This is a genomic window from Curtobacterium sp. 24E2 (assembly GCF_016925595.1).
GTDB lineage: Bacteria > Actinomycetota > Actinomycetes > Actinomycetales > Microbacteriaceae > Curtobacterium.
In genome coordinates, this window is the sequence record NZ_CP068987.1 from 271,754 (window position 1) to 293,040 (window position 21,287).

At 72.0% G+C, this 21,287-nt stretch carries 12 protein-coding genes and 8 pseudogenes; 4 read left to right on the forward strand and 16 right to left on the reverse strand.

Annotation, left to right across the window (positions count from 1 at the left end):
- Nucleotides 1–41: 41 nt before the first annotated feature.
- The 7 genes and pseudogenes from tsaD to glmS all read right to left on the reverse strand — a co-directional run bounded on the left by tsaD (nucleotide 42) and on the right by glmS (nucleotide 7,304).
- Nucleotides 42–1,095, reverse strand: a pseudogene (tsaD, locus tag JN350_RS01330) (tRNA (adenosine(37)-N6)-threonylcarbamoyltransferase complex transferase subunit TsaD).
- Nucleotides 1,082–2,263 carry a tRNA (adenosine(37)-N6)-threonylcarbamoyltransferase complex dimerization subunit type 1 TsaB gene (gene tsaB, locus JN350_RS18790; protein WP_240347466.1) on the reverse strand — a complete coding sequence of 394 codons (1,182 nt, stop codon included), beginning with the start codon at nucleotides 2,261–2,263 and terminating at the stop codon, nucleotides 1,082–1,084. Before tsaB ends, tsaD begins: the two are co-directional and overlap by 14 nt.
- A 41-nt stretch (nucleotides 2,264–2,304) precedes the next feature.
- Nucleotides 2,305–2,817 carry a tRNA (adenosine(37)-N6)-threonylcarbamoyltransferase complex ATPase subunit type 1 TsaE gene (gene tsaE, locus JN350_RS01345; RefSeq protein WP_240347467.1) on the reverse strand — a complete coding sequence of 171 codons (513 nt, stop codon included), beginning with the start codon at nucleotides 2,815–2,817 and terminating at the stop codon, nucleotides 2,305–2,307.
- Nucleotides 2,814–3,901: pseudogene (gene alr / locus JN350_RS01350) on the reverse strand (alanine racemase). The gene tsaE and the pseudogene alr (JN350_RS01350) overlap by 4 nt, the downstream one beginning before the upstream one ends.
- Before the next feature lie 74 nt (nucleotides 3,902–3,975).
- Nucleotides 3,976–5,079, reverse strand: a complete 1,104-nt coding sequence (gene alr, locus JN350_RS01355; RefSeq protein ID WP_205463315.1) for an alanine racemase — start codon at nucleotides 5,077–5,079, stop codon at nucleotides 3,976–3,978.
- Nucleotides 5,076–5,450: a holo-ACP synthase gene (locus JN350_RS01360; RefSeq protein ID WP_123293157.1), complete on the reverse strand. Its 375-nt coding sequence runs from the start codon at nucleotides 5,448–5,450 to the stop codon at nucleotides 5,076–5,078. The genes alr (JN350_RS01355) and JN350_RS01360 overlap by 4 nt, the downstream gene beginning before the upstream one ends.
- Before the next feature lie 7 nt (nucleotides 5,451–5,457).
- Nucleotides 5,458–7,304, reverse strand: a pseudogene (gene glmS / locus JN350_RS01365) (glutamine--fructose-6-phosphate transaminase (isomerizing)).
- Nucleotides 7,305–7,374: 70 nt separating this feature from the next.
- Here glmS and JN350_RS01370 point away from each other — a divergent pair.
- Together JN350_RS01370 and coaA are read left to right on the forward strand one after the other, a co-directional pair.
- Nucleotides 7,375–7,859: pseudogene (locus JN350_RS01370) on the forward strand (glutathione peroxidase).
- Nucleotides 7,860–7,964: 105 nt separating this feature from the next.
- Nucleotides 7,965–8,909, forward strand: a complete 945-nt coding sequence (gene coaA / locus JN350_RS01375) for a type I pantothenate kinase (protein ID WP_205463316.1) — start codon at nucleotides 7,965–7,967, stop codon at nucleotides 8,907–8,909.
- Between the two features lie 244 nt (nucleotides 8,910–9,153).
- Here the strand turns inward: coaA and glmM are convergent.
- The 6 genes and pseudogenes from glmM to truA all read right to left on the reverse strand — a co-directional run bounded on the left by glmM (nucleotide 9,154) and on the right by truA (nucleotide 15,895).
- Nucleotides 9,154–10,526: pseudogene (gene glmM, locus JN350_RS01380) on the reverse strand (phosphoglucosamine mutase).
- Nucleotides 10,527–10,548: 22 nt separating this feature from the next.
- Nucleotides 10,549–11,034, reverse strand: a complete 486-nt coding sequence (rpsI, locus tag JN350_RS01385; protein ID WP_111083442.1) for a 30S ribosomal protein S9 — start codon at nucleotides 11,032–11,034, stop codon at nucleotides 10,549–10,551.
- Between the two features lie 37 nt (nucleotides 11,035–11,071).
- Nucleotides 11,072–11,519: pseudogene (gene rplM, locus JN350_RS01390) on the reverse strand (50S ribosomal protein L13).
- 328 nt (nucleotides 11,520–11,847) lie between these two features.
- Entirely contained in the window at nucleotides 11,848–12,177 is a 330-nt protein-coding gene (locus JN350_RS01395; protein WP_205463317.1) for a hypothetical protein, read from the reverse strand.
- Complete coding sequence (locus tag JN350_RS01400) at nucleotides 12,174–14,897, reverse strand: ExeM/NucH family extracellular endonuclease (protein ID WP_240347469.1); 2,724 nt, start codon at nucleotides 14,895–14,897, stop codon at nucleotides 12,174–12,176. The genes JN350_RS01395 and JN350_RS01400 overlap by 4 nt, the downstream gene beginning before the upstream one ends.
- A gap of 110 nt (nucleotides 14,898–15,007) precedes the next feature.
- Nucleotides 15,008–15,895 (reverse strand): tRNA pseudouridine(38-40) synthase TruA, encoded by an 888-nt coding sequence (truA, locus tag JN350_RS01405; protein WP_240347470.1) that lies wholly within the window; start codon nucleotides 15,893–15,895, stop codon nucleotides 15,008–15,010.
- Between the two features lie 151 nt (nucleotides 15,896–16,046).
- On the opposite strand from truA, the pseudogene JN350_RS01410 reads away from it, so the two are divergent.
- Nucleotides 16,047–17,044: pseudogene (locus tag JN350_RS01410) on the forward strand (ATP-binding cassette domain-containing protein).
- On the forward strand, nucleotides 17,041–17,874 hold the full coding sequence (locus JN350_RS01415) for an ABC transporter permease (protein ID WP_123339476.1): 834 nt from the start codon (nucleotides 17,041–17,043) through the stop codon (nucleotides 17,872–17,874). The pseudogene JN350_RS01410 and the gene JN350_RS01415 overlap by 4 nt, the downstream one beginning before the upstream one ends.
- Before the next feature lie 10 nt (nucleotides 17,875–17,884).
- On the opposite strand, the gene JN350_RS01420 is transcribed toward JN350_RS01415, so the two are convergent.
- From JN350_RS01420 to JN350_RS18805, 3 genes and pseudogenes are all read right to left on the reverse strand, one after another.
- The gene (locus tag JN350_RS01420) at nucleotides 17,885–19,042 is read right to left on the reverse strand and encodes a hypothetical protein (RefSeq protein ID WP_205463318.1); all 1,158 of its coding nucleotides are present in this window, start codon (nucleotides 19,040–19,042) and stop codon (nucleotides 17,885–17,887) included.
- Entirely contained in the window at nucleotides 18,955–20,388 is a 1,434-nt protein-coding gene (locus JN350_RS18800) for an ATP-binding protein (RefSeq protein ID WP_461964342.1), read from the reverse strand. The genes JN350_RS01420 and JN350_RS18800 overlap by 88 nt, the downstream gene beginning before the upstream one ends.
- Nucleotides 20,389–20,405: 17 nt before the next feature.
- Nucleotides 20,406–21,089, reverse strand: a pseudogene (locus JN350_RS18805) (AfsR/SARP family transcriptional regulator); the annotation flags it as partial.
- Nucleotides 21,090–21,287 lie beyond the last annotated feature (198 nt).

The following is a 21,287-nucleotide window of genomic DNA, read 5'->3' on the forward strand; positions in this document are numbered from 1 at the left end:
CACAGGCGCCCGAGGGCCGACCGGGTCGACGCCGGGACGGTTCAGACCTGGACGGTCGTCACCGGCAACGTCGAGTCGGCCGCGATCCCGAGGTCGCTCGGGGCGTGCCCCTCGGCGACCAGGCGTGCGCCGACGGCCGCGATCATGGCACCGTTGTCCGTGCACAGGTCGAACGGCGGGATCCGCAGCTGCACCCCGCGGCGGCGCACCGCTCTTCGGCGACCTGCCGCAGCCGGGCGTTCGCGACCACACCGCCACCGAGCAGGAGCCGGTCCACGCCGGTGTCGCGGCACGCGTTCAGGGCCTTGGTCAGCAGGACGTCGACGACCGCTTCGCGGAAGCTCGCGGCGACGTCGGCCACGGGCACCTCGCGCCCTTCGTCACGGCAGCGCTCGACCCAGCGGGCGACGGCGGTCTTCAGTCCGGAGAACGAGAAGTCGTAGCGGTGCGCGGCCAGGTCCTTCGGCAGCGTCAGGCCGCGGGGGAACCGGATGGCCTTCGGGTCGCCGTCCGCCGCGGCCCGGTCGATCTGCGGCCCGCCGGGGTACGGCAGGCCGAGCAGCCGTGCGACCTTGTCGAACGCTTCACCCGCGGCGTCGTCGATGGTCTCGCCGAGCAGTTCGACGTCGCCGACCAGGTCCTTCACGAGCAGCAGGGAGGTGTGCCCGCCGGACACCAGCAGCGCGATCGTCGGCAGCTCGATGTCGCTGCCGTCCGTGCGCAGGACGTCGGCGCCGACGTGCCCGACCAGGTGGTTCACGCCGTACAGGGGCTTGCCGGTGGCGACCGCGAGCGCCTTCGCGGCACCGACCCCGACCATGAGCGCGCCCGCCAGACCCGGCCCGGCGGTGACCGCGACGGCGTCCAGTTCGTCGAGGGTGACCCCGGCCCGCTCGAGGGCCGCGTGCAACGTCGGGGTCATCGCCTCGAGGTGCGCCCGCGCGGCGACCTCGGGCACGACGCCGCCGTACCGGGCGTGCTCGTCCATGCTCGACGCGATGACGTTCGCGAGCAGGGTGCTCCCCGCACGATGCCCACGCCCGTCTCGTCACAGCTCGTCTCGATGCCGAGCACCAGTGGTTCAGCCACGCTCATCGAGCGCCTCCTGTCCGATCGGGCCGACGGTCGGCGGCGTCGACGCCGCGTCTGCTGCGACCGGCAGCTCCGCCCGCATCACCCACGCGTCGACGCCGTCCGGCTGGTAGTAGCGGGGCCGGGTCGCGATGTGCTCGAACCCGAACGCCGTGTACATCGACTGCGCGACCGGGTTGTCGGCGCGCACCTCGAGGAACACCTCGCGTACACCGCGGCGACGGGCCTCGTCGAGGAGGTCCGTGAAGAGCACCCGCCCGAGCCCCTTGCCGCGCTGCTCGGCTGCGACCGCGATGGTCTGCACGTCGGCGACCGGGTTGCCCGCCAACGAGGACAGTCCGGCGTAGCCGACGACCGACGGCGCTGCCGGTTCGTCGACGGTCTCGATCACGACGTAGTACCCGTGCGGCGAGTACAGCTCGCCCGACATCTGCGACGCCGACCAGGCGTCCGTCGGGAACGAGACGTGCTCGAGCCACATGATGTCGTCGAGGTCCTGCGGGTGCGCCCGCCGCAAGCGGAGCCCGTCCGGCACCGTCACTGCTTCACCCGTTTCGGCGCACCCGGCACCGTGACGTCGGGTTCCCGCAGGTAGAGGGGTGTCCTGGTCGAACCCCGCGCCGGACCGCAGGCGGTCCGCGGCGAGTGATCCGAGCCTCCAGGCAGGGATGGACAGGGCCGTCACGCGGTCCCAGCCCACCGCTCCGGGCCGGGAGGCACGGATCGCCTCGTCGAGATCGGCGGGCCTGGCGAGACCCGGGCCCGCAACGCGCGTGCCGGTCTGGTCGTACGCGCTCCAGTAGACCTCGCGCCGGCGGGCGTCCGTCAGGACGACGAACGGTCCGTCCCGTCGGCCGTCGCGCTCGTCGGCCGCGACCGCGTCGTGGCTGACGAGCGGAAGGACGGGCACGCCGACCGCGGCGGCGAAGGTTCGGGCGGCGGCGATGCCGACGCGCAGGCCGGTGAACGGGCCGGGGCCCATGCCGGCGACGACGCCCGTGACGTCCGGGCCGGTGATGCCCGCCTCGGCGAGCGCCTCGGCCAGGAACGGGCCGATCACCTCGGCGTGCCGGCGGCTGTCCTCGGTGTCACGGGTCGCGAGGGGCGTGCCGGTGGTCGGGTCGACGACGGCCACGGACGTTCCGGCGGAGGTGTCGATGGCGAGGAGCACCCGTCCATCGTAGGCGTGCTCGTCGTGGCAGCGAGGCCGCGTCAGAGGGAGACGTCGGCCCAGCGTGGGCCGGTCGCGCTGACGACGACGCGGCGGGGTTCGTCGGGGACGTCGTCGGGGTCGTCGGCCTCGGTGGCACCCGAGGCGTCGGCGCCGGTGGCCCGGGTGATCTCGACGTCGAGCACGCTGTCGCTGATGCCGTCGACCATGCCGCGGCCCCACTCGACCACGACGATCGACGCATCCCAGTCGAGGTCGAGGTCGTCGAGCTCGACGGGGTCGGACAGCCGGTACGCGTCGACGTGCACCAGGTCCGGCCCGGCGGTGGTGGGGTGCGTCCGGGCGAGGACGAAGGTCGGGCTCGACACCTGGCCACGCGCGCCGAGGGCAGCGCCGAGGCCACGGGTCAGCGTCGTCTTGCCGGCGCCGAGCGGCCCGGTCAGCACGACCAGGTCCCCGGCACGGAGGACCGCGGCCAACCGCGCCCCGAGCTCGCCCATCGCATCGGTGCCGTCGACGGCCGTGTCCAGCAGGACCCGAGGGGTGCCGGTCACGACTGGTCGCCCCGCAGGTACTCCCCGACGCGTCCCTCGATGTCGTGGCCCTCGTAGAACCGTGGCACGCGGGTCCCGATGCGGCAGACGATCTCCTCGCCGATGGTGCCGAGCGAACGGCCCCAGTCGAGGACGGTCATCTCGTCGTGCTCGCCGGTGCCGAACAGGGTCACGGTGTCGCCGGTGCGGACGTCGTCGTCGCCGACGTCGACCAGGAACTGGTCCATGGCCACCCGGCCGGCGATCGGGTAGCGCTTGCCGCCGATCGCGACCTCGATGCGGCCCTGCGCCAGACGGGGACGCCGTCCGCGTACCCGACGGGCACGAGCGCGAGCGTGGTCTCCGCTGCGGTGCGGTACGTGTAGTCGTACGAGACGCCGGTGTCGACGGGGACCCGCTTGGTCTTCGCGACCGACGCCGTCAGGGTCATCACGGGTTCGAGCCCGAGGTCGGCTGCCGAGACACCGTCCGCGCCCGGGATGCCGAACAGGTTGGCGCCCATCCGGACCATGTCCTTGCGGAACTCCTTGCGCTCCAACCCGGCGAGCGAAGCGGCGACGTGTTCCATCGGGAGGTCGAGCCCGAGGTCGTCTGCCTGCTCCACGGCGGCGTCGAAGAGCGCCACGGCGTCGGCGTCGTCCTGGTCCGAGGACTCCGCCAGGTGCGTGTACGCCGCCACGACCTCGATGCGGCCGGCGCGCTGGGCGTCCAGCGCGAGCGACACGAGCGCTGGCCAGGCCGCCGGGGTCGCTCCGTCGCGGTGCAGCCCGGAGTCGAAGCCGAGGTGCACGCGCGCGGGTCGCTGGTCGACGGCGTCGATGACGCGCTGCAGCTCCGGCACGTTCGAGACACCGAGGTCGACGGCGGAGTCGATGGCGTCGCGGAAGTCGAGAGCGGGGTCGTGCTGCCAGGTGAAGAGGTGGACGTCCTCACCGACGCCGATCGACCGCAGCCGCAGGGCCGCGGGGACCGTGAGCACCCCGATCCAGCGGATGCCGGCGTCCACCGCGGCGAGCGCGATCGGCTCGAGACCGTGGCCGTAGGCGTCGGCCTTCATGATCGCCATGACCGCGACGGGGTCCATCCACTCGCGGACCAGGTCGAGGTTCGCGCGGTAGGCGTCCAGGTCGATTCGTGCCTGGCGCAGGGGTGCGGAGCTCACGTCGTCCTCCGGTGCACGCTGTGGCCGACCCGGGCGACCACCTCGTAGTTGATGGTGCCGATCGCCGCGGCCCAGTCCTCGACCGCGGGGTCGCCGTTCGCCGGGTCGCCCCAGAGCACGGCTTCGTCGCCGATGCTGACGTCGGCGTCGCCGATGTCCACGTGCATGGCGTTCATCGCGACCCGGCCGACCACGGGGAACGTGCGGTCGCCGATGCGGACGGAGACCCGGTTGCCGAAGTCGCGGTCGAACCCGTCGGCGTACCCGAGACCGATGACCGCGAGGCGGGTGTCGGTCGACGCCCGCCAGGTGTAGCCGTAGGACACACCCTCGCCGGCGCCGACGTCGACGGTGCGGAGCACGGCAGCGGTCACACGCATGGCGGGGCGGAGACCGAGGTCGGCCGACGTGCGGTCGGTGAACGGGCTCAGGCCGTACAGGGCGAGTCCGACGCGGGACAGGTCGCGGCGCGTCTCGGGCACGGCGATGCTCGCGGCACTCGCGGCGAGGTGCACCAGGTCGGGCACGATGCCGTTGGCGGCGAGGCCGTCGAGTGCGCGCTGCAGTGCGGCGTCCTGGTCGAGGTCGTCCGTGCGCGACGCGTTCGACAGGTGCGACATCAGCCCCTCGACACGGGTGCGGTTGCCACCACGGGCGAGGGCGCCGGCGGTCGCGAAGAGTTCGGCCCACTCGGACTCGACCGCACCGTTGCGGCTCAGGCCGGTGTCGACGCAGATGTGCACGGCGCCGACTTCGGAGTCGGCAGCGGCGGACAACTGCTCGACGCTCGACACCGCCGGGGTGATGCCGTACTGCGCTGCCCGGCGGAAGTCCTCGTCGGGGGCGTGCAACCACGCGAGGATCCGGACGTCCTCGTCGATGCCGCCCTGCCGGAGCGCGACGGCCTCGTCGATGTCCGCGACGCCGAGCCACTCGGCACCGGCGTCGACGAAGGCCCGTGCGGCGTCGAGCGCGCCGTGGCCGTAGGCGTTGGCCTTGACGACCGCGATGACACCGGCCGGTGCGACCTGCTCGGCGATCGTCGCGTAGTTCTCGATCAGCGCTTCACGATCGACCGTGATGCCGGTGAACGCACTCACTTCGTTGTTCCCTCCAGGACCACGAACGCGGTCGCGATCCCTCCATCATGCGAGAGCGACAGGTGCACGCTCGTCACGCCACGCGCATCCGCCACCTGTCGCGCCTGTTGGTGCAGCGTCAGCGACGGGTTGCGCTGGTCGTCCGACACGACCTCGAGGTCCTGCCAGCTGAGCCCGGCACTGGAGCCGAACGCCTTGATCAGGGCCTCCTTGGCGGCGAACCGCGCAGCAAGCGACGCGATCGGCCGTTGTTCGCCGTCGCGGACCTGCTCGGCCGGGGTGAACAACCGCGCACGCATCGCCGGCGTGCGCGACAGCACCCGCTCGAACCGCTCCAGGTCCACCACGTCGACCCCGATGCCGATGATCATCGTGCGACTACTCGACGGTGACCGACTTCGCGAGGTTGCGCGGCTGGTCGACGTCGAGGCCCTTGGCCGCGGCGAGCTCCATGCCGAACATGTGCAGCGGCGCCACGGCGAGCAGCGGCTCGAACAGCGGGGTCGCGAGCGGGATGCGCAGGACCTCGTCGGCGAAGGGCAGCACGGCGGCGTCGCCCTCTTCCGCGATGGCGATCACGCGAGCACCACGGGCGCGGATCTCCTGGATGTTCGACACGACCTTCGGGTGCAGCGACCGCGGGTCACGCGGCGACGGCACGATGACGAAGACGATCTGCCCGGGCTCGATGAGCGCGATCGGGCCGTGCTTGAGCTCACCGGCGGCGAAGCCCTCGGCGTGGATGTACGCGAGCTCCTTGAGCTTGAGCGCACCCTCGAGCGCGATCGGGTAGCCGACGTGGCGACCGAGGAACAGCACGCTGCGGGTGTCCGCCATCCAGCGCGCCAGGTCCTTGATGCCGGCGGCGTCGTCGATGGTCTGCTGCAGCTTCGGGGCCAGGCCCTCGAGCTCGGCGACCTGCTCGGCGATCTGCTCCGCCGTCATGGTGCCGCGGAGGGTGGCCAGGTGCAGGCCCAGCAGGTACAGCGCGACGCCCTGGGCGATGAAGGCCTTCGTCGACGCGACGGCGACCTCGGGCCCGGCGTGCGTGTAGATCACGGCGTCGGACTCGCGCGGGATCGTCGCGCCCTGGGTGTTGCAGATCGACAGCACCTGCGCGCCCTGCTCGCGGGCGTACTTGACGGCCATGAGCGTGTCCATCGTCTCGCCGGACTGGCTGATCGAGACGACGAGGGTGCGGTCGTTCAGCACCGGGTCGCGGTAGCGGAACTCGTGGGCGAGCTCGACCTCGACCGGGATGCGGGCCCACTGCTCGATGGCGTACTTGCCGAGGATGCCGGCGTACGCAGCGGTGCCGCAGGCGATCACGATGACGCGGTCGACCGTCGCCAGGCGCTCGGCGATCGGGTCGAGGTCGGTCAGGGTGACGGCACCGTCGTGCACGCGGCCGAGGATCGTCTTGGCGACGGCCTCGGGCTCCTCGCTGATCTCCTTCGCCATGAACGAGGACCAGCCGCCCTTGTCGGCGGCGGAGGCGTCCCAGTTCACCTCGAACTCGCTCGGGGTGGCCGGGGTGCCGTCGAAGTGGATCACGTCGACGCCGTCCGGGCGGATCGTGGCGATCTCGTCCTGACCGATGGCGAGCGCGCGCTGCGTGTAGGCGACGAACGCGGCGACGTCCGAGCCCATGAAGTTCTCGCCATCGCCGAGGCCCACCACCAGCGGGGAGTTGCGGCGCGCGCCGACGACGACGCCGGGCTGGTCGGCGTGCACGACGAGGAGCGTGAACGCCCCGTCCAGTCGCTGCACGGCCCGCTGCATGGCGTCGGTCAGGTCACCGGTCTCGCGGAACGCCCGACCGACCAGGTGCGCGGCGACCTCGGAGTCGGTCTCGCTGCGGAACTCGATGCCCTCGGCCTGCAGCTCGGCGCGCAGCTCGGAGAAGTTCTCGATGATGCCGTTGTGGATGAGGGCGAGCTTGTCGCCGTCGGCCAGGTGCGGGTGGGCGTTGCCGTCCGTCGGGCCGCCGTGGGTCGCCCAGCGGGTGTGTCCGATGCCCGTGGTGCCGTCCGGGATCGGCGACGACTCGAGCTCGTCGACGAGGGCCTGGAGCTTGCCCGCCTTCTTGGCGGAGACGAGGTCCCCGCGGGGTCGACCACGGCGATGCCCGCCGAGTCGTAGCCGCGGTACTCGAGGCGACGGAGGCCACCGAGGAGGACGTCCTGGCTGCTGTTGCTGCCGACGTAGCCGACGATTCCACACATGGAAGCGATCCTACGGTCTGCCTGAGCGCGGACCCTGCGAAGCAGCAGGGCTGGGGATAACGTTTCGACCATGGGACGCTTCGACGACATCGCCATCACCACGCTGCACGGCGAGGACACCACGTTCGGCTCGTTCGCGGACAAGGCGGTGCTGGTCGTGAACGTCGCGTCGCGGTGCGGTCTCGCTCCGCAGTACGAGCAGCTCGAGGCCCTCCAGAAGCAGTACGGCCCGCGCGGCTTCACGGTCCTCGGGTTCCCGAGCAACCAGTTCCTGCAGGAGCTCGGCTCGTCCGAGGCCATCGACGAGTACTGCTCCACCACGTGGGGGTCACCTTCCCGATGTCCGAGAAGGTCAAGGTGAACGGCAAGAGCGCCCACCCGCTCTACCAGGCGCTCAAGGAGACCCCGGACGCCGATGGCAAGGCCGGACGGGTCAGCTGGAACTTCGAGAAGTTCCTCGTCGCGCCGGACGGCACCGTCTCGCGCTTCCGTCCGACCACGAAGCCGGACGCCCCCGAGGTGATCGCGGCCATCGAGGCCGCCCTGCCCGCCTGATGCACCGCGTCCTGCGGACGCACACCGAGCACTGGACGGGAGGCCCGGTGCAGGTGAGCCGGTCAGCTCACCTGCACCGGGCCTCCCGTCTGTACGCTCGTCCCCATGCCGATCCCGGAGACCGCCGTCGCGCACCCGACCCCGTTCGTGGAGATCCCGCGGCACGACTGGTCGCAGCTCGCCCCCAAGGAGCACCTGTCGCTCACCGAGACCGAGATCGTGCAGCTGCGCGGGCTCGGCGACCGGTTGGACATGCAGGAGGTGCAGGAGGTCTACCTCCCGCTGTCGCGGCTGCTGACGCTCTACGCGGCCGGCGCCCGCAACCTGCACGCGTCGACATCGGCGTTCCTGGGTGACCGAGCCGGACGCACGCCGTTCGTGATCGGCGTCGCCGGGTCCGTCGCCGTCGGGAAGTCCACCGTCGCGCGACTGCTCCGCGAGCTGACGAAGCGCTGGCCGGACACCCCGCGCGTGGAACTGGTGACGACCGACGGGTTCCTGTACCCGAACGCCGAGCTCGAGCGTCGCGGGATCATGGACCGGAAGGGCTTCCCGGAGTCCTACGACCGCCGGTCCCTGCTGCGGTTCGTCAGCCAGGTCAAGAGCGGCGCGACCGAGGTCCGGGCGCCGTACTACTCGCACCTCGTCTACGACATCGTGCCGGACGCCGAGATCGTCGTCCGCCAGCCGGACATCCTCATCGTCGAGGGACTCAACGTGCTCGCGCCACCGGTGCACGGGCGGCTCGCACTGTCCGACCTGTTCGACTTCACGATCTACGTCGACGCCAAGACCAAGGACATCGAGGCCTGGTACGTCGACCGGTTCCTGGCCCTGCAGGAAGAGGCGTTCTCGAGCCCGGACTCGTTCTTCCACCGGTTCGCGAGCCTGTCGCGCGAGGACGCAGTCCGCACCGCGACAGAGGTGTGGCGGGCGATCAACGAGCCGAACCTGCTCGAGAATGTCCTGCCGACCCGCTCCCGGGCGACCCTGGTGCTGAAGAAGGCCGCCGACCACAAGGTGAACTCGGTCCTGCTCCGCAAGATCTAGCGCGGGTGCGCGCGGGCTTGCACCCGGTACGGTCGTTGCGCCCCGAAGAATCGGGGCGCAACGACCGCAGCGGGGCGCACGACCGAAGCGGCACGCAACGCAAGCGCGACGCGGTCGCGAGCGCGGTCGCGAGCGCGGGTGCGCGCCCCGTACGGTCATCGCGCCCGGAAGAGTCGGGGCGCGACGACCGCAGCGGGGCGCGAACGCGGCGCGCGCAGCGCGAAGTCGCGCCCGGCACCCCGGCCTACGCGGCGTCGAGCGCCAGGCGCTCCTGCACGACGGCGGCGAGCTCCTCGGCGATGCGCTGCGCATCGTCCTGCGAGGCGGCCTCGACCATCACGCGCACGACCGGCTCGGTGCCCGACGGACGGAGCAGCACGCGGCCGCTGTCCCCGAGCGCCTCGCTGGCTGCGGCGATGGCGTCCTGCACACCCTGGTCGGCAAGACCGTGCCGGTCGACTCCGCGCACGTTGAGCAGCACCTGCGGGAACACCGTCATGCACGATGCGAGCTCCTGCAGCGACTTCCCGGTGCGCGCCATCTCGGCGACCAGGTGCAACCCGGTCAGGATGCCGTCGCCCGTGGTGGCGTACTCGTTGAAGATGATGTGGCCGGACTGCTCGCCACCGATGGAGTAGTCGCCCTCGTTCATCTTCTCGAGCACGTAGCGGTCGCCGACACCGGCCTCGATCACGGTGATGCCCGCGTCCGCCATGGCGCGCTTGAGCCCGAGGTTGGACATGACCGTCGCGACGAGCGTGTCGTCCTTCAGCCGGCCGCGCTCCTGCAGCGACAGCGCCAGGATCGCCATGATCTGGTCACCGTCGATGGCGTTGCCGGCGGCGTCCACCGCAAGGCAGCGGTCGGCGTCGCCGTCGTGCGCGATGCCGACGTCGGCGCCGGCAGCCAGGACGGCGCGGGACAGGTTGTCGATGTGGGTCGAGCCGACCCCGTCGTTGATGTTCCACCCGTTCGGGTCGGCGCCGATCAGCGTCACACGGGCCCCGGCGTTGACGAACACCTCGGGCGAGACGCCGGCGGCTGCACCGTTGGCGCAGTCGAGCACGACGTGGATCCCGTCGAGCCGGTGCGGCAGCGTGCCGAGCAGGTGGACGACGTAGCGGTCCTCGGCGTCGGCGAACCGGGTGATCCGACCGACGTCGATGCCGGTGGGGGTCGGCGCGGAGTGGTCGTGCATGGCCGCTTCGATGCGGTCCTCGACCTCGTCCGGCAGCTTGCGACCACCCGTGGCGAAGAACTTGATCCCGTTGTCCGGGGCGGGGTTGTGCGACGCGGAGATCATCACGCCGAAGTCGGCGTCGATGTCCGCGACGAGGAACGCCGCAGCGGGGTGGGGATGACCCCGGCATCGAGCACGTCGACGCCGGCAGAGGCGAGTCCGGCCGCGACCGCGGCACCGAGGAACTCACCGGAGACGCGCGGGTCGCGCGCCAGGACCGCGCGGGGGCGCGGCCGACCGGACGCCCGCCGGGCGTCCGCATGGTGTCCGTGTGTGAGGACGGCCGCGCTCGCCTGGGCAAGACCCAGTGCGAGCGCGGCCGTCAGCTCGCCGTTGGCGAGACCACGAACCCCGTCGGTACCGAACAGACGCGGCATTGCGATCTTCAGCCGGTGACGACTAGCGCTTCGAGAACTGCGAAGCCTTGCGGGCCTTCTTGAGACCGGCCTTCTTGCGCTCGATGACGCGGGCGTCACGGGTGAGGAAGCCGGCCTTCTTGAGGGTCGCGCGGTTGTTCTCGCGGTCGATCTCGTTCAGCGTGCGGGCGATGGCGAGGCGGAGTGCGCCGGCCTGACCCGAGGGGCCGCCACCGGTGATGCGGGCGACGACGTCGTACGAGCCGAGGAGCTCGAGGACCTTGAACGGGTCGTTGATGAGCTGCTGGTGCAGCTTGTTCGGGAAGTAGTCCTCGAGCGAGCGACCGTTCACGACGAACGTGCCGGAGCCCGGAACGAGGCGAACGCGCGCGATGGCCTCCTTGCGGCGCCCGACGGCACCGCCGGAGACGTTGAGGATCTGACGGGGAGCAGCCTCGGCAGCGGCGGGTGCGCTCTCCGTGGTGAAGCTCTCCGGGGTCTGGTCGAGGGAATCAGCGATCTGAGCCATGAGTTTCTCTATGTCCTTGAAGTCGTCGTGGCCGGAACTACTGTGCGACCTGGTCGAAGATGTACGCCTTGGGCTGCTGCGCGGAGTGCGGGTGCTCCGCGCCGGCGTAGACCTTCAGCTTCTTGAGCTGCTCGCGACCGAGGGTGTTCTTCGGCAGCATGCCGCGGATCGCCTTCTCGACGGCGCGGGTGGGGTGCTTCTCGAGCATCTCCGGGTAGGAGGTCGCCGTCAGGCCGCCCGGGTACCCCGAGTGGCGGTAGTAGACCTTCTTCGCGAGCTTCTGAACCGGTCAGGGCGACCTTGTCGGCGTTCACGATGATGACGTAGTCACCCATGTCCATGTGCTGGGCGAAGGTGGCCTTGTGCTTGCCGCGCAGGAGCGCCGCGGCGTGGGTGGCGAGACGGCCGAGGACGACGTCGGTCGCGTCGATGACGATCCAGTCGTGCTGGACGTCTGCCGGCTTCGGTGAGAACGTGCGAGTCACAGGAGTGCTGCTTTCGTGTCGAGGTGAGGAGTCCGTGAATCCCACTCCGGTCGGGGTTCCCCGCGGCAGAAGCCGGCGGAACGCCCGGATGGAGGGCTCATCTGACTGTCCGGCGCGCGTGGCGCACAGACCAAGGTGAGAGCTTAGCCGATGCGGGTCGCGTCGGTCAAACGCAGCCACTGCCGGACGGGAGGCCCGTGGCGAACCCGCCACGGGCCTCCCGTCCGCCGTGGACTCGCGCCTACCCCGCATGGTGAGCAGCAATGGTCGGGTCCGATGTGCGGACCCGACCATTGCTGCTCATGAAGTGCCCCGTGGGGCGTGGGGACTACTCCGCAGCCGCCGCCTTGCGACGACGGACGACCAGCACACCCGCACCCGCGGCGAGCAGCAGGAACGCGACCAGCGCACCGGCACCGAGGCCCTCGACACCCGTGAACGCGAGCTGCCCGTCAGCGGTGATCGTGATCGGGGTCCACCCGATCAGGCTCCCGTCCGCGGCCGTCACCGCGAGGCGGTGTGCACCAGCGGGGGTGTCCGACGGGATCGTCACCCGGACCGTCCCGTCGGCGGCCACCGTCACCGTGCCGAGCAGCGTCGGGGTCGAGTACAGCCACACGTTCACGCCGTCCCCCGCGTACTGCGTGCCGACGGTCACGGTGATGGTCTCCCCGCGCGAGCCGACGACGGCGCCGAGACGCTCCCGCGGTTCGCGTCGGTCAGGCCGGTCTCCGACGGGGCAACCGGCGTCACCGCGCCCGGAGCCGACGGTGTCGGGGCAGGGGTCGGGGACGTGCCACCGTCACCCGGCGTCGGGGTCGGGGTCGGCACCGGGGTCGGGTCGGTGCCGGGGTCCGTGCCCGGGTCGGTGCCGGCAGCGTCCAGGTCGAACCCGACCAGGATCGGGTCGTGGTCGCTCGCCCGGAACACGTCGTCGCTGTACAGGTCCGACGCGTTGTAGTTGTAGCGGCTGTACTCCAGGCCCACCGACTCGACCGAGTTGATGTTCCAGATGTCCACGCCCGTGACCGTCTCGGTGGCGGCCGGGGACGCGAACACGTGGTCGAGCGACCCGCTCAGGCCGGAGAACACGTACGAGTACTCGGTGGCGTCGAGCGCCGGGCCGAGGTCGGTGTAGCCGGCGTCGTCGAGGACGACCACCGGGTCCTCCTTGCTGTAGGCGTTGAAGTCGCCGAGCATGAACACCTTGTCGGTGCCGTACTGCGCCTGCATGTCGGTGGAGAAGGTCACGAGGGCCTTCGCCTGCCGCACCCGGTCGGCGTTCGAGGCGCCCTGGCCGTCACCCTGGTCGGCGTTCTCGCCGGTGCCGGAGCCCTTCGACTTGAAGTGGTTCGCGATCACGAGGAAGTCGTCCTCGAAGGTGCCGCCGACGGGGCGGAACGCGTCCGCGACGGGCTGCCGGGCGTTCGTGAACGCGTCGTCGAGCAGGATCGTCGACTCACCGACGGGGGCGACGCGGTCCTGCTTGTAGATGAGTGCGAGGCGGATGACGTCCTCGCTCGTCGGGACGGTCGCGGGCGACTTCGCGTAGGCCCAGGTGTCCTCGCCGGTGGCGGCGTTCAGGGCGTCGACGAGCGTGGCGACCGCGGCGTCGCGGTCCTGGCCGAAGCGCGCCGAGTTCTCGATCTCCTCGAGCGAGACGACGTCCGCGCCGAGGCCGTTGATCGCCTTGACGATCTTGACCTGCTGGCGCAGGAAGTCCTCTTGCTCAGCGGCACCGCGCGCGTCGCAGCCGGAGTTCACCGTGACGGGGTCGCCCGCGCGGTCGGTGTAGTACGAGCAGCCGGTGAGCTGATCGCCCGTGGTCGGGAAGTAGTTCAGCACGTTGAACCCGGCGAGCTTGAGGTCGCCGCCGACGTCCTGCGGCTTCGCCTGTCGCACGTTCGAGAACGACGCGGGCAGGTCGGCCGCCGGGGTCGCACCGGTGATCGGCGTGGTCGGCTGGAACTTCCACCCGCTGTTGCGGTAGTCGAGGACGACCGGAGCCTCGAACGTGGCGGTCGCCCCGACGGTGACCGGCCCCTGGGTGAGCCACGACACCGGGATGCCCTGGTTGGCCTTCGTCAGGAAGTTGGTGCTGGCGCCGTCGTCGAGCGTGACCTTTCGCGCGGCGTTGGACGCCTCGACGGCCTTCGCCTCGGCGCTGCCCGGGCGGCCGACCTCGGTCGGCTGGACGAGCCGGCCGGCGCCGCTGGCGAGCACGACCTCGCCGTACTGGTTCGTCGTGTAGTTGTCGGCGACCGTGAAGGAGCCCTGCGGGGCGATGAGCATGCTCTCGAGCGACTCACGCTGCGCGTCCGACGACGGGAACGCGACCGCTGCGGGCTGCGGGGCGACGACGGTGTCGGTGAGCTTCTCGAACGATGCCGTGTCCGACACCGTGAGCTCGGTCAGGCCGAAGTACTCGGAGACCCCACCGGTGACGCGCACGTGGTCGCCCTCGGCCACCAGCCCGGCGGTCGCGGACGAGAAGACGAAGACGGCGTCGGACGCGGTGTGGGTGCCGAGGTCGATCGCGCCGCCGGTCCCCGGGGTCTGGATCGTGTAGCCGTTGAAGCCGCCGGACGCGTAGACCGCGGTGACGACACCGTCGGTGGTGACGGTCCTGCCGGCGTAGGGCGAGGTGTCCGTGGTGCCCTGCAGTTGCGCGATGGTCACGGCCTCGGCGGGGGCGCCGGGGTCCGTCGGCTCCGTCGGGTCGGTGGGCTCCGTCGGATCGGTCGGCGCAGCCGTCTCGCCCGCGGCGTTCCGCGGCGTCAGGGTCGTCGTCACCGAGAAGTCCGCGCCGTTGTCGTCGGTGTCCGTCGTGCCCTGGCGGACCAGGCCGTTCGGCACGGCGTTCGCACCCTCGACGGTGCGCACGGTGCCCTCGAAGGTGTTCGAGGCGCCGTAGCCGAGCAGGTCGACGACGCCCGCGGTGCCGGTCGCCACGGGACCCGCGGCGAGGGCCACCGGTGTGGCGGCGTTCGACAGCACGATCGTGCCCGTGGTGCCGGAGGGGTTCAGCGAGGCGGTGTCGTCCGCCGTCGGCAGGTCCGCACCGACCGCGGTGGCCCCACCGTTGCCGGCCATCGACACCAGGAACGTGCCCTCGGCCGGCACCGTCCCCTCGAGCGCGCTCGTGGAGAAGGCACCGGTGCTCGTCGCCGAGCGGTACTGCAGCGACCAGCCGTCGAGCGACACCGGGGCGTCGGTCGGGTTGCCGATCTCGATGAACTTCTGGTTGTAGAAGGCGCCGTTGCTGCCGGCCTTCAGGTAGGCCTCCTCGATGACGAGGCCACTCCCTCGGGGTTCGCGGTCGCTGCGGTGACGGTGACGAGCGGGGCCGCGAGGAGTGTCGCGGCAGCCGTGGCGCACAGCAGAGTGCGCCCGAGGGAGTTGGGCATGTCCGCACGCTACCGACCTGCGGAGTCCCTCAGGTTGCGTCGAGGTAAATGATTGCTCTCGGCAACATCAGGACCGGGCGTTCACTCCCGCCGCGCCCGCGTCTGCTCCGCTCGCCCCGCGAGCTCCTCGTCCGCCGGGTACCCGACCTCGGTCAGCGTCAGTCCCTTCGCCGGCGCCGTCTTGAACGCGCTCGTCCGCGTCTCGGCGACGCGGAGCTCCTCGAGCCGTTCCGGCCCGAACCGCCCCTCGCCGACGGCGATGGTCGCCCCCACCATCGCGCGCACCATGGAGTGGCAGAACGCATCGGCCTGGAGGCGCGCCACCAGCACCCCGTCCGGCTCGCGGTCCCAGCGGAACTCCTGCAACGTCCGGATGGTCGTCGCGCCCTCGCGCGGCTTGCAGAACGTCGCGAAGTCGTGCAGCCCCAACAGCGTCAGCGCACCGCGCTTCATCGCTGCCGGGTCGAGGCTCGCCCCGTGCCAGACCGTGTACCCGCGCCGACGTGGATCGCGCGGGGCGTCGGCGTCCGCGATCCGGTACTCGTACCGCCGCCAGAGTGGCGAGAACCGGGCGTCGAACCCGTCCGGCGCGACCGAGGCCCGAGTGACGACGACGTCGCCCTCTGGTGCCGCGATGCCGTTGACGCGTTTGACGAGCCCGTCCAGCGGCGAGCGCCCCGAGCCGCGCCCCGCGCTGAGCGCGTCCCACTGCTCGGCGGACAGGTCGAGGTGGGCGACCTGCCCGGTGGCGTGCACGCCGGCGTCGGTGCGTCCGGCGACGGTGAGCAGTGGCGGCTCGCCCCACCGGGTGAAGACGGTGGCGAGGGCGGCCTCGAGCGCGCCCTGCACCGTCCGCAGCCCGGGCTGACGGGCCCACCCGGAGAACGCGGCCCCGTCGTACGCGATGTCCAGCCGCAGCCGGATCCCGGCAGCCTCGCCGCCGCCCTGCAGGCCCGCCGTCTCGTCCACGCGACCACCGTACCGGGGCTGCACCGCGCCTCCCGTCCGTCCTGCACAGCACCCGGCTGACGCGCGCTGTCCACCGATGTCAGCGCCACGTCAGTGCCGCGTGAGCGCCCCGCGGCACAATCGTCCTCGACATCGACGAAAGGACCCTTCGATGAACACGACACCGCTCGCGGTGGAGGCCTCCGGCCTCGTGAAGACCTTCGGAACGAACCGTGCAGTGGACGGTGTCGACCTCCGTGTGGAGGCCGGCACGGTCTACGGCGTGCTCGGTCCCAACGGCGCCGGCAAGACCACCACCATCTCCATGCTCGCGACCCTGCTCAAGGCGGACGGCGGCGAGGCCCGGATCTTCGGGCACGACGTCCGGCGCGAGGCGCAGACCGTCCGCACCCTGATCGGGGTGACCGGTCAGTACGCCAGCGTCGACGAGACCCTCAGCGCGACCGAGAACCTGGTGATCTTCGCGCGCCTGCTCGGGCTGTCCCGCGCGGATGCGAAGCGGAAGGCCGTGGAGCTGCTCGAGCGCTTCGGGCTGACCGAGGCCGCGTCGCGCCCGCTCAAGGCCTTCTCCGGTGGCATGCGTCGCCGGCTCGACCTGGCTGCGAGCCTGATCGCGCAGCCGCCGCTGATCTTCCTCGACGAGCCGACCACGGGGCTCGACCCCGGACCCGTGCGCAGATGTGGGACACCATCCGCGAGCTCGTGGCGACGGGCTCGACGGTGCTGCTGACGACGCAGTACCTGGACGAGGCGGACCAGCTCGCCGACCGCATCGCGGTCATCGACCACGGCAAGGTCGTCGCCGAGGGCACGAGCGACGAGTTGAAGGCCTCGATCGGCAGTTCGTCGCTGCAGCTCCGCCTGACCGATGCGCTCCGGCTCGACGCCGCGCGCACGATCGTCCGGAACACCCTCGGTGTCGACGCGGTGGCCAGCCCCGAGGGCTCGCGTCTCACCGCACCGATGTCGGACCCCGACCGCGTGACGGACCTGCTGGTGTCGTTCCGCGAGGCCGGCATCACCCTCGCCGAGATGAGCGTGCAGAAGCCCACCCTCGACGAGGTCTTCCTGACGATCACCGGCGCACCGGCGACCACCGACGACGACAACGACAGCACCGACCGCGAACTCGCAGGGACCATCGCATGACCACCATCACCACCACCACGGGCACCGCTGCGCCCCGGATCACCCCGCGCCCCGGCGTCGGTGCGACCGGGCTCGGCGCCACCGTCCGGCAGTCGCTCACGATGGCGTACCGCGGCCTGATCAAGGTCCGGCGCACCCCGGAGCAGCTGTTCGACGTCACCCTGATGCCGATCATCTTCACCGTGATGTTCACGTACATCTTCGGTGGTGCGATCGCGGGTGACGTCGCGAGCTACCTGCCGATCATCATCCCCGGCATCCTGGTGCAGACGAACATCACGTCGTCGATCGTCACGGGCGTGCAGCTGCGCGAGGACATGGACAAGGGCGTCTTCGACCGCTTCAAGTCCCTGCCCATCGCCCGGATCGCCCCGCTCGCGGGTGCGCTGCTCGCCGACACCGTCCGGTACGCGATCGCCACCACGATCACCTTCACGGTCGGCATCATCATGGGGCTGCGTCCGGCCGGCGGCTTCGGTGCGGTCGTCCTGGCCGGGTTGCTGGTCATCGTCGTCGCGTGGGCGATCAGCTGGATCTTCGCCTACTTCGGCGTCGTCGCGCGGACGGCGTCGAGCGTCTCCGGCATCTCCAACATGGTGCTGTTCCCGCTGACGTTCCTGTCGAACGCGTTCGTGCCGGCGGACACCCTGCCGGACTGGCTGCGCTGGTTCTCCGAGGTCAACCCGATCTCGCACCTGATCACGGCGGTCCGCGAGCTCGTGAACCACGGCACGGTGGGCGTCGACCTCTGGATCAGCCTGCTCGGCGCAGCGGTCGTGGTCGCGGTGTTCGCGCCGCTGACGGTCCGCGCGTACATGCGCAAGGCCTGACGGGCGCCGGTCAGCGCACGCGGAACCGCAGCTCCTCGAGCAGGAGCCGCGCCTGCGAGACGGCCTCGGTCCGGTTCGATCCGGCCGAGGCCGTCTCGGCGTCGGCCAGCACCGTGGCACCGAGGGCCCCGGCCAGCACCGACCGCATCCGTGGGTGTGCGAGCACGCCGAAGTCCTGCCGCGAACCGAGTCGGGTCGCCAGCCCCCAACAGCGAGCGGCGTGCTCCGGCCGTCCGTCGCGGGCGGCGGCGAGCGCCAGCCCGAGCAGGGCAGTCCCGATCACGGGCAGGTCCAGCCACCACAGGTGGACGCGCAGCATCACGAGCGCACCGACGCGCAGGCGTCTCGCGACCGCCACGTCGTCGACCGGGAGGCCCGTCACGCCTCCGTCGGACCGGCGCACCGCCGCCTCGTCCCGCGCCGCGATCCGCGCCGAGCCCGCCATGAGCGTCCAGTGCGGCGTCTGCTTCCGCAGGGGCAACACGGAGTCCCAGGCGCGGGCGTACTCCGCCGCCGCGTCGTCGAGGGCTCCTTCCCAGCGCGAGCACTCCGCACCGATGGCCATCGCGAGCACGCCGATCTGCACCCGGTCCTCGTCGAACCCGCCGCGGGCCTCGACCGGCCGGTGCTGCAGGTCGTCGGCGACCTGCCGGGCACGCACGACGTCGCCGGTGCTCGCGGCGCAGAGCCCGATGGTCCAGCCGATCTCGTACAGGTCGTCGTCGGCCCCGAACCGTTCGAGTTGCTCGCGGGCGACCTCGGCGGACCGCAGGGCGTCGGCGTGCCGACCGGTCTGCGCCAGGAGCTGGGTCATGGTGACGGCGATCGACCCGGTCGTCCAGGCGTCGTCGCTCGACCGCGAGAGCCTCTCGGCGCGGGTCGCGTACCGCAGGGCGACGGCGGACTCCCCGTCGTTCTCGGCGAGCGGCGCGCTGAGCATGTTCGCCAGGCAGGCGACACCGGGCTCCGGGTCGTCGCGGTAGCGGGCGAGCAGGGCGTACCCGTCGGCCGGTCGCCCCAGGGTGAGGAGCAGCGCTGCCTGGGCGTCGAGCACCGCGAACCCGGTGGTGCCGTCGCGCATCACGCGGCGCAGGGTCGACACGGCCAGGGCTGCGGTGCGCTTGTCGCTGAACGCTGACGACCCGCCGGTGACGACGAGTCCGAGCACGGTCGCGGCACGGTCCTCGGCCGCCGGTCCGGTACGGCGCAGGACCGGGACGACCTCGGGGCCGAGTGCGACGACCTCACCGTGGGCACCGCGCAGCGACCAGTAGCCGCCGAGGGCCGCGAACAGGTGCGCGACCGCCGCGGTGTCGTCGGCAGCCAGGCTCCAGCGGAGCAGCGTGACGAGGTTGTCGGATTCGCGGGCGACCTCGCGGAACCGCTCGAGCTGTGCGGAACCCGTGATCGTGAGCAGGTTGCGCTCGGCCGCGAACCCCGGCCCCAGCCGATCATGGCCGCACGGACGGCCTCGGTGGCGCCGCGGTCCCCCAGCCGGGCCGCACCGAACTCCCGCACGGTCTCGAGCAGCCGGTACCGCACGGGCTCACCCTCGTGCTCGACGAGCTGCACGAGCGACTGCTCCACGAGCTCGGCGAGGTCGTCGAGCGCGTCCGCCCGGCGGTCCGGGGCCGCGACCGCCTCGACGGCGTCGACCGCGAGTCCGTCCGGGAAGAGGGCCAAACGCGTCAGCAGGTCCTGGGCCCCGTCGTCGAGCAGGCGCCAGCTCCACTCGATCACGGCGAGCAGGGTGCGGTGCCGCTCCGGGGCGCTCCGGTCACCGCCGCGCAGCAGCGCGAACCGGTCGTCCAACCGGCGCTCGATCTCGTCGGCGCTCATCCCCCGGATGCGTGCGGCCGCGAGCTCGATGGCCAGCGGTGACCCGTCGAGCCGCGTGCAGATCCGGCGCACCGTGTCCACCGGCAGCACGGCTCCGGGTCGTGCGGCCCGCGCCCGCTCGGTGAAGAGCCGGACGGCCGCCCCGTCGGCCTCGACGGGCAGGGGTGCGAGGGGAGCCACGACCTCGCCGGCGATGGCGAGCGGCGCGCGCGACGTCGTCAGGATCCGCAGGGCGGGCACGGTCGCGAGCAGGTCCGCGGCGAAGGCGGCGACCTCGGCCACCAGGTGCTCGCAGTTGTCCAGGACGAGCACGGTCGGCCCGTCGGCGAGCGCCCGCACGACCCGGGTGCGCAGGTCGGCCGCGACGGCGTCCCGGAGCGATCGGGTGGAGCGGAACTCGGCGATGCCGAGCAGCGCGCCGAGGGCCGGCACGATGTCGTCGGCCGAGGCGAGCGGCGCGAGTTCGACCACGACGACGCCCTGTGTCGGCGGCAGGCCGGCGGCGACCGCCTGCGCCAGGCGGGTCTTCCCCAGCCCACCCGCTCCGAGGATCGTGACCAGCCGTCCGGCGGACAGCAGGTCCGAGACGGCGGCGAGGTCGGCCTCCTCCCGACCAACGTGTTCGGCGCAGCACGCAGGCCGACGCGGCGGACGCTGCCCGTTGCGGGGCCGGATCGGCGCAGCAACTCGGCGTTGAGGCGGACCAGGTCGGCCGAGGGGTCGGCGCCGAGTTCGTCGGCGAGGCGGTCACGGTGCGCCGCGAAGGCGGCGATGGCCTCGCTCGTGCGGCCGGCTGCGGCAAGGGCGCGCATCGAACCGGCGACCGCGACCTCGTCGTAGGGGTTGGCGACGGCCTCTGCCGCCCAGAGTGCGGCGGCCTCGTCGGCGTCGCCCGCGTCGAGCAGGGCGCCGCCGAGCGCGCGCCGGAGCGTCCGCCGGAGGGCTGCCGCACGGTCCGCGAGCGCCGCGCCCAGGTCGCCGTCGACGTCGGCGCCCGGGTCACCACGCCAGAGGTCGAGGGCGGCACGGACCGCTGCCGGCTCCGTCTCGCCCACCGCACGCGCGGCACGGGCGAGGTCGACGTCCTCGGGGTCGCCGCCCAGCGCGTACCCGGTGCTCGTCGACACCACGAGGCCGTCCGCCACGCTCCGGCGCAGTCGGGACACGAGCGTCTGCAGCGCCGCACGCGCACCCCGCGGCTGCGCGTCCGGCCAGAGGTCGTCGATCAGGGACTCGGTGGTCAGGGCATGGCCGCGCGCGAGCACCAGCGCCGTCAGGAACGCCCGAGCGAGCGCTCCGGGCACGGGCGACTGCCGGCCGTCCGCACCCGTCACCGTGACCGGTCCGAGGACGGCGATGCGGGGCGGGACGGTCACGGTGCGAGTCTACGGAGCGCCGGTGTCACAGGGTCCTTGCGTCAGCCGCGCGGACGGTGGAACGCCGACGGCCCCGTGCGGGTGTCGAGGTTGTCCGTCGCACGACGCTCGGACTCCACGATGCCGCGGAGCGCCACGAGCGCGGACGCCGTCACCGCGACGTGTGAGGGTTCTCGCGCGAGGCGTCGAGCGCCTGCT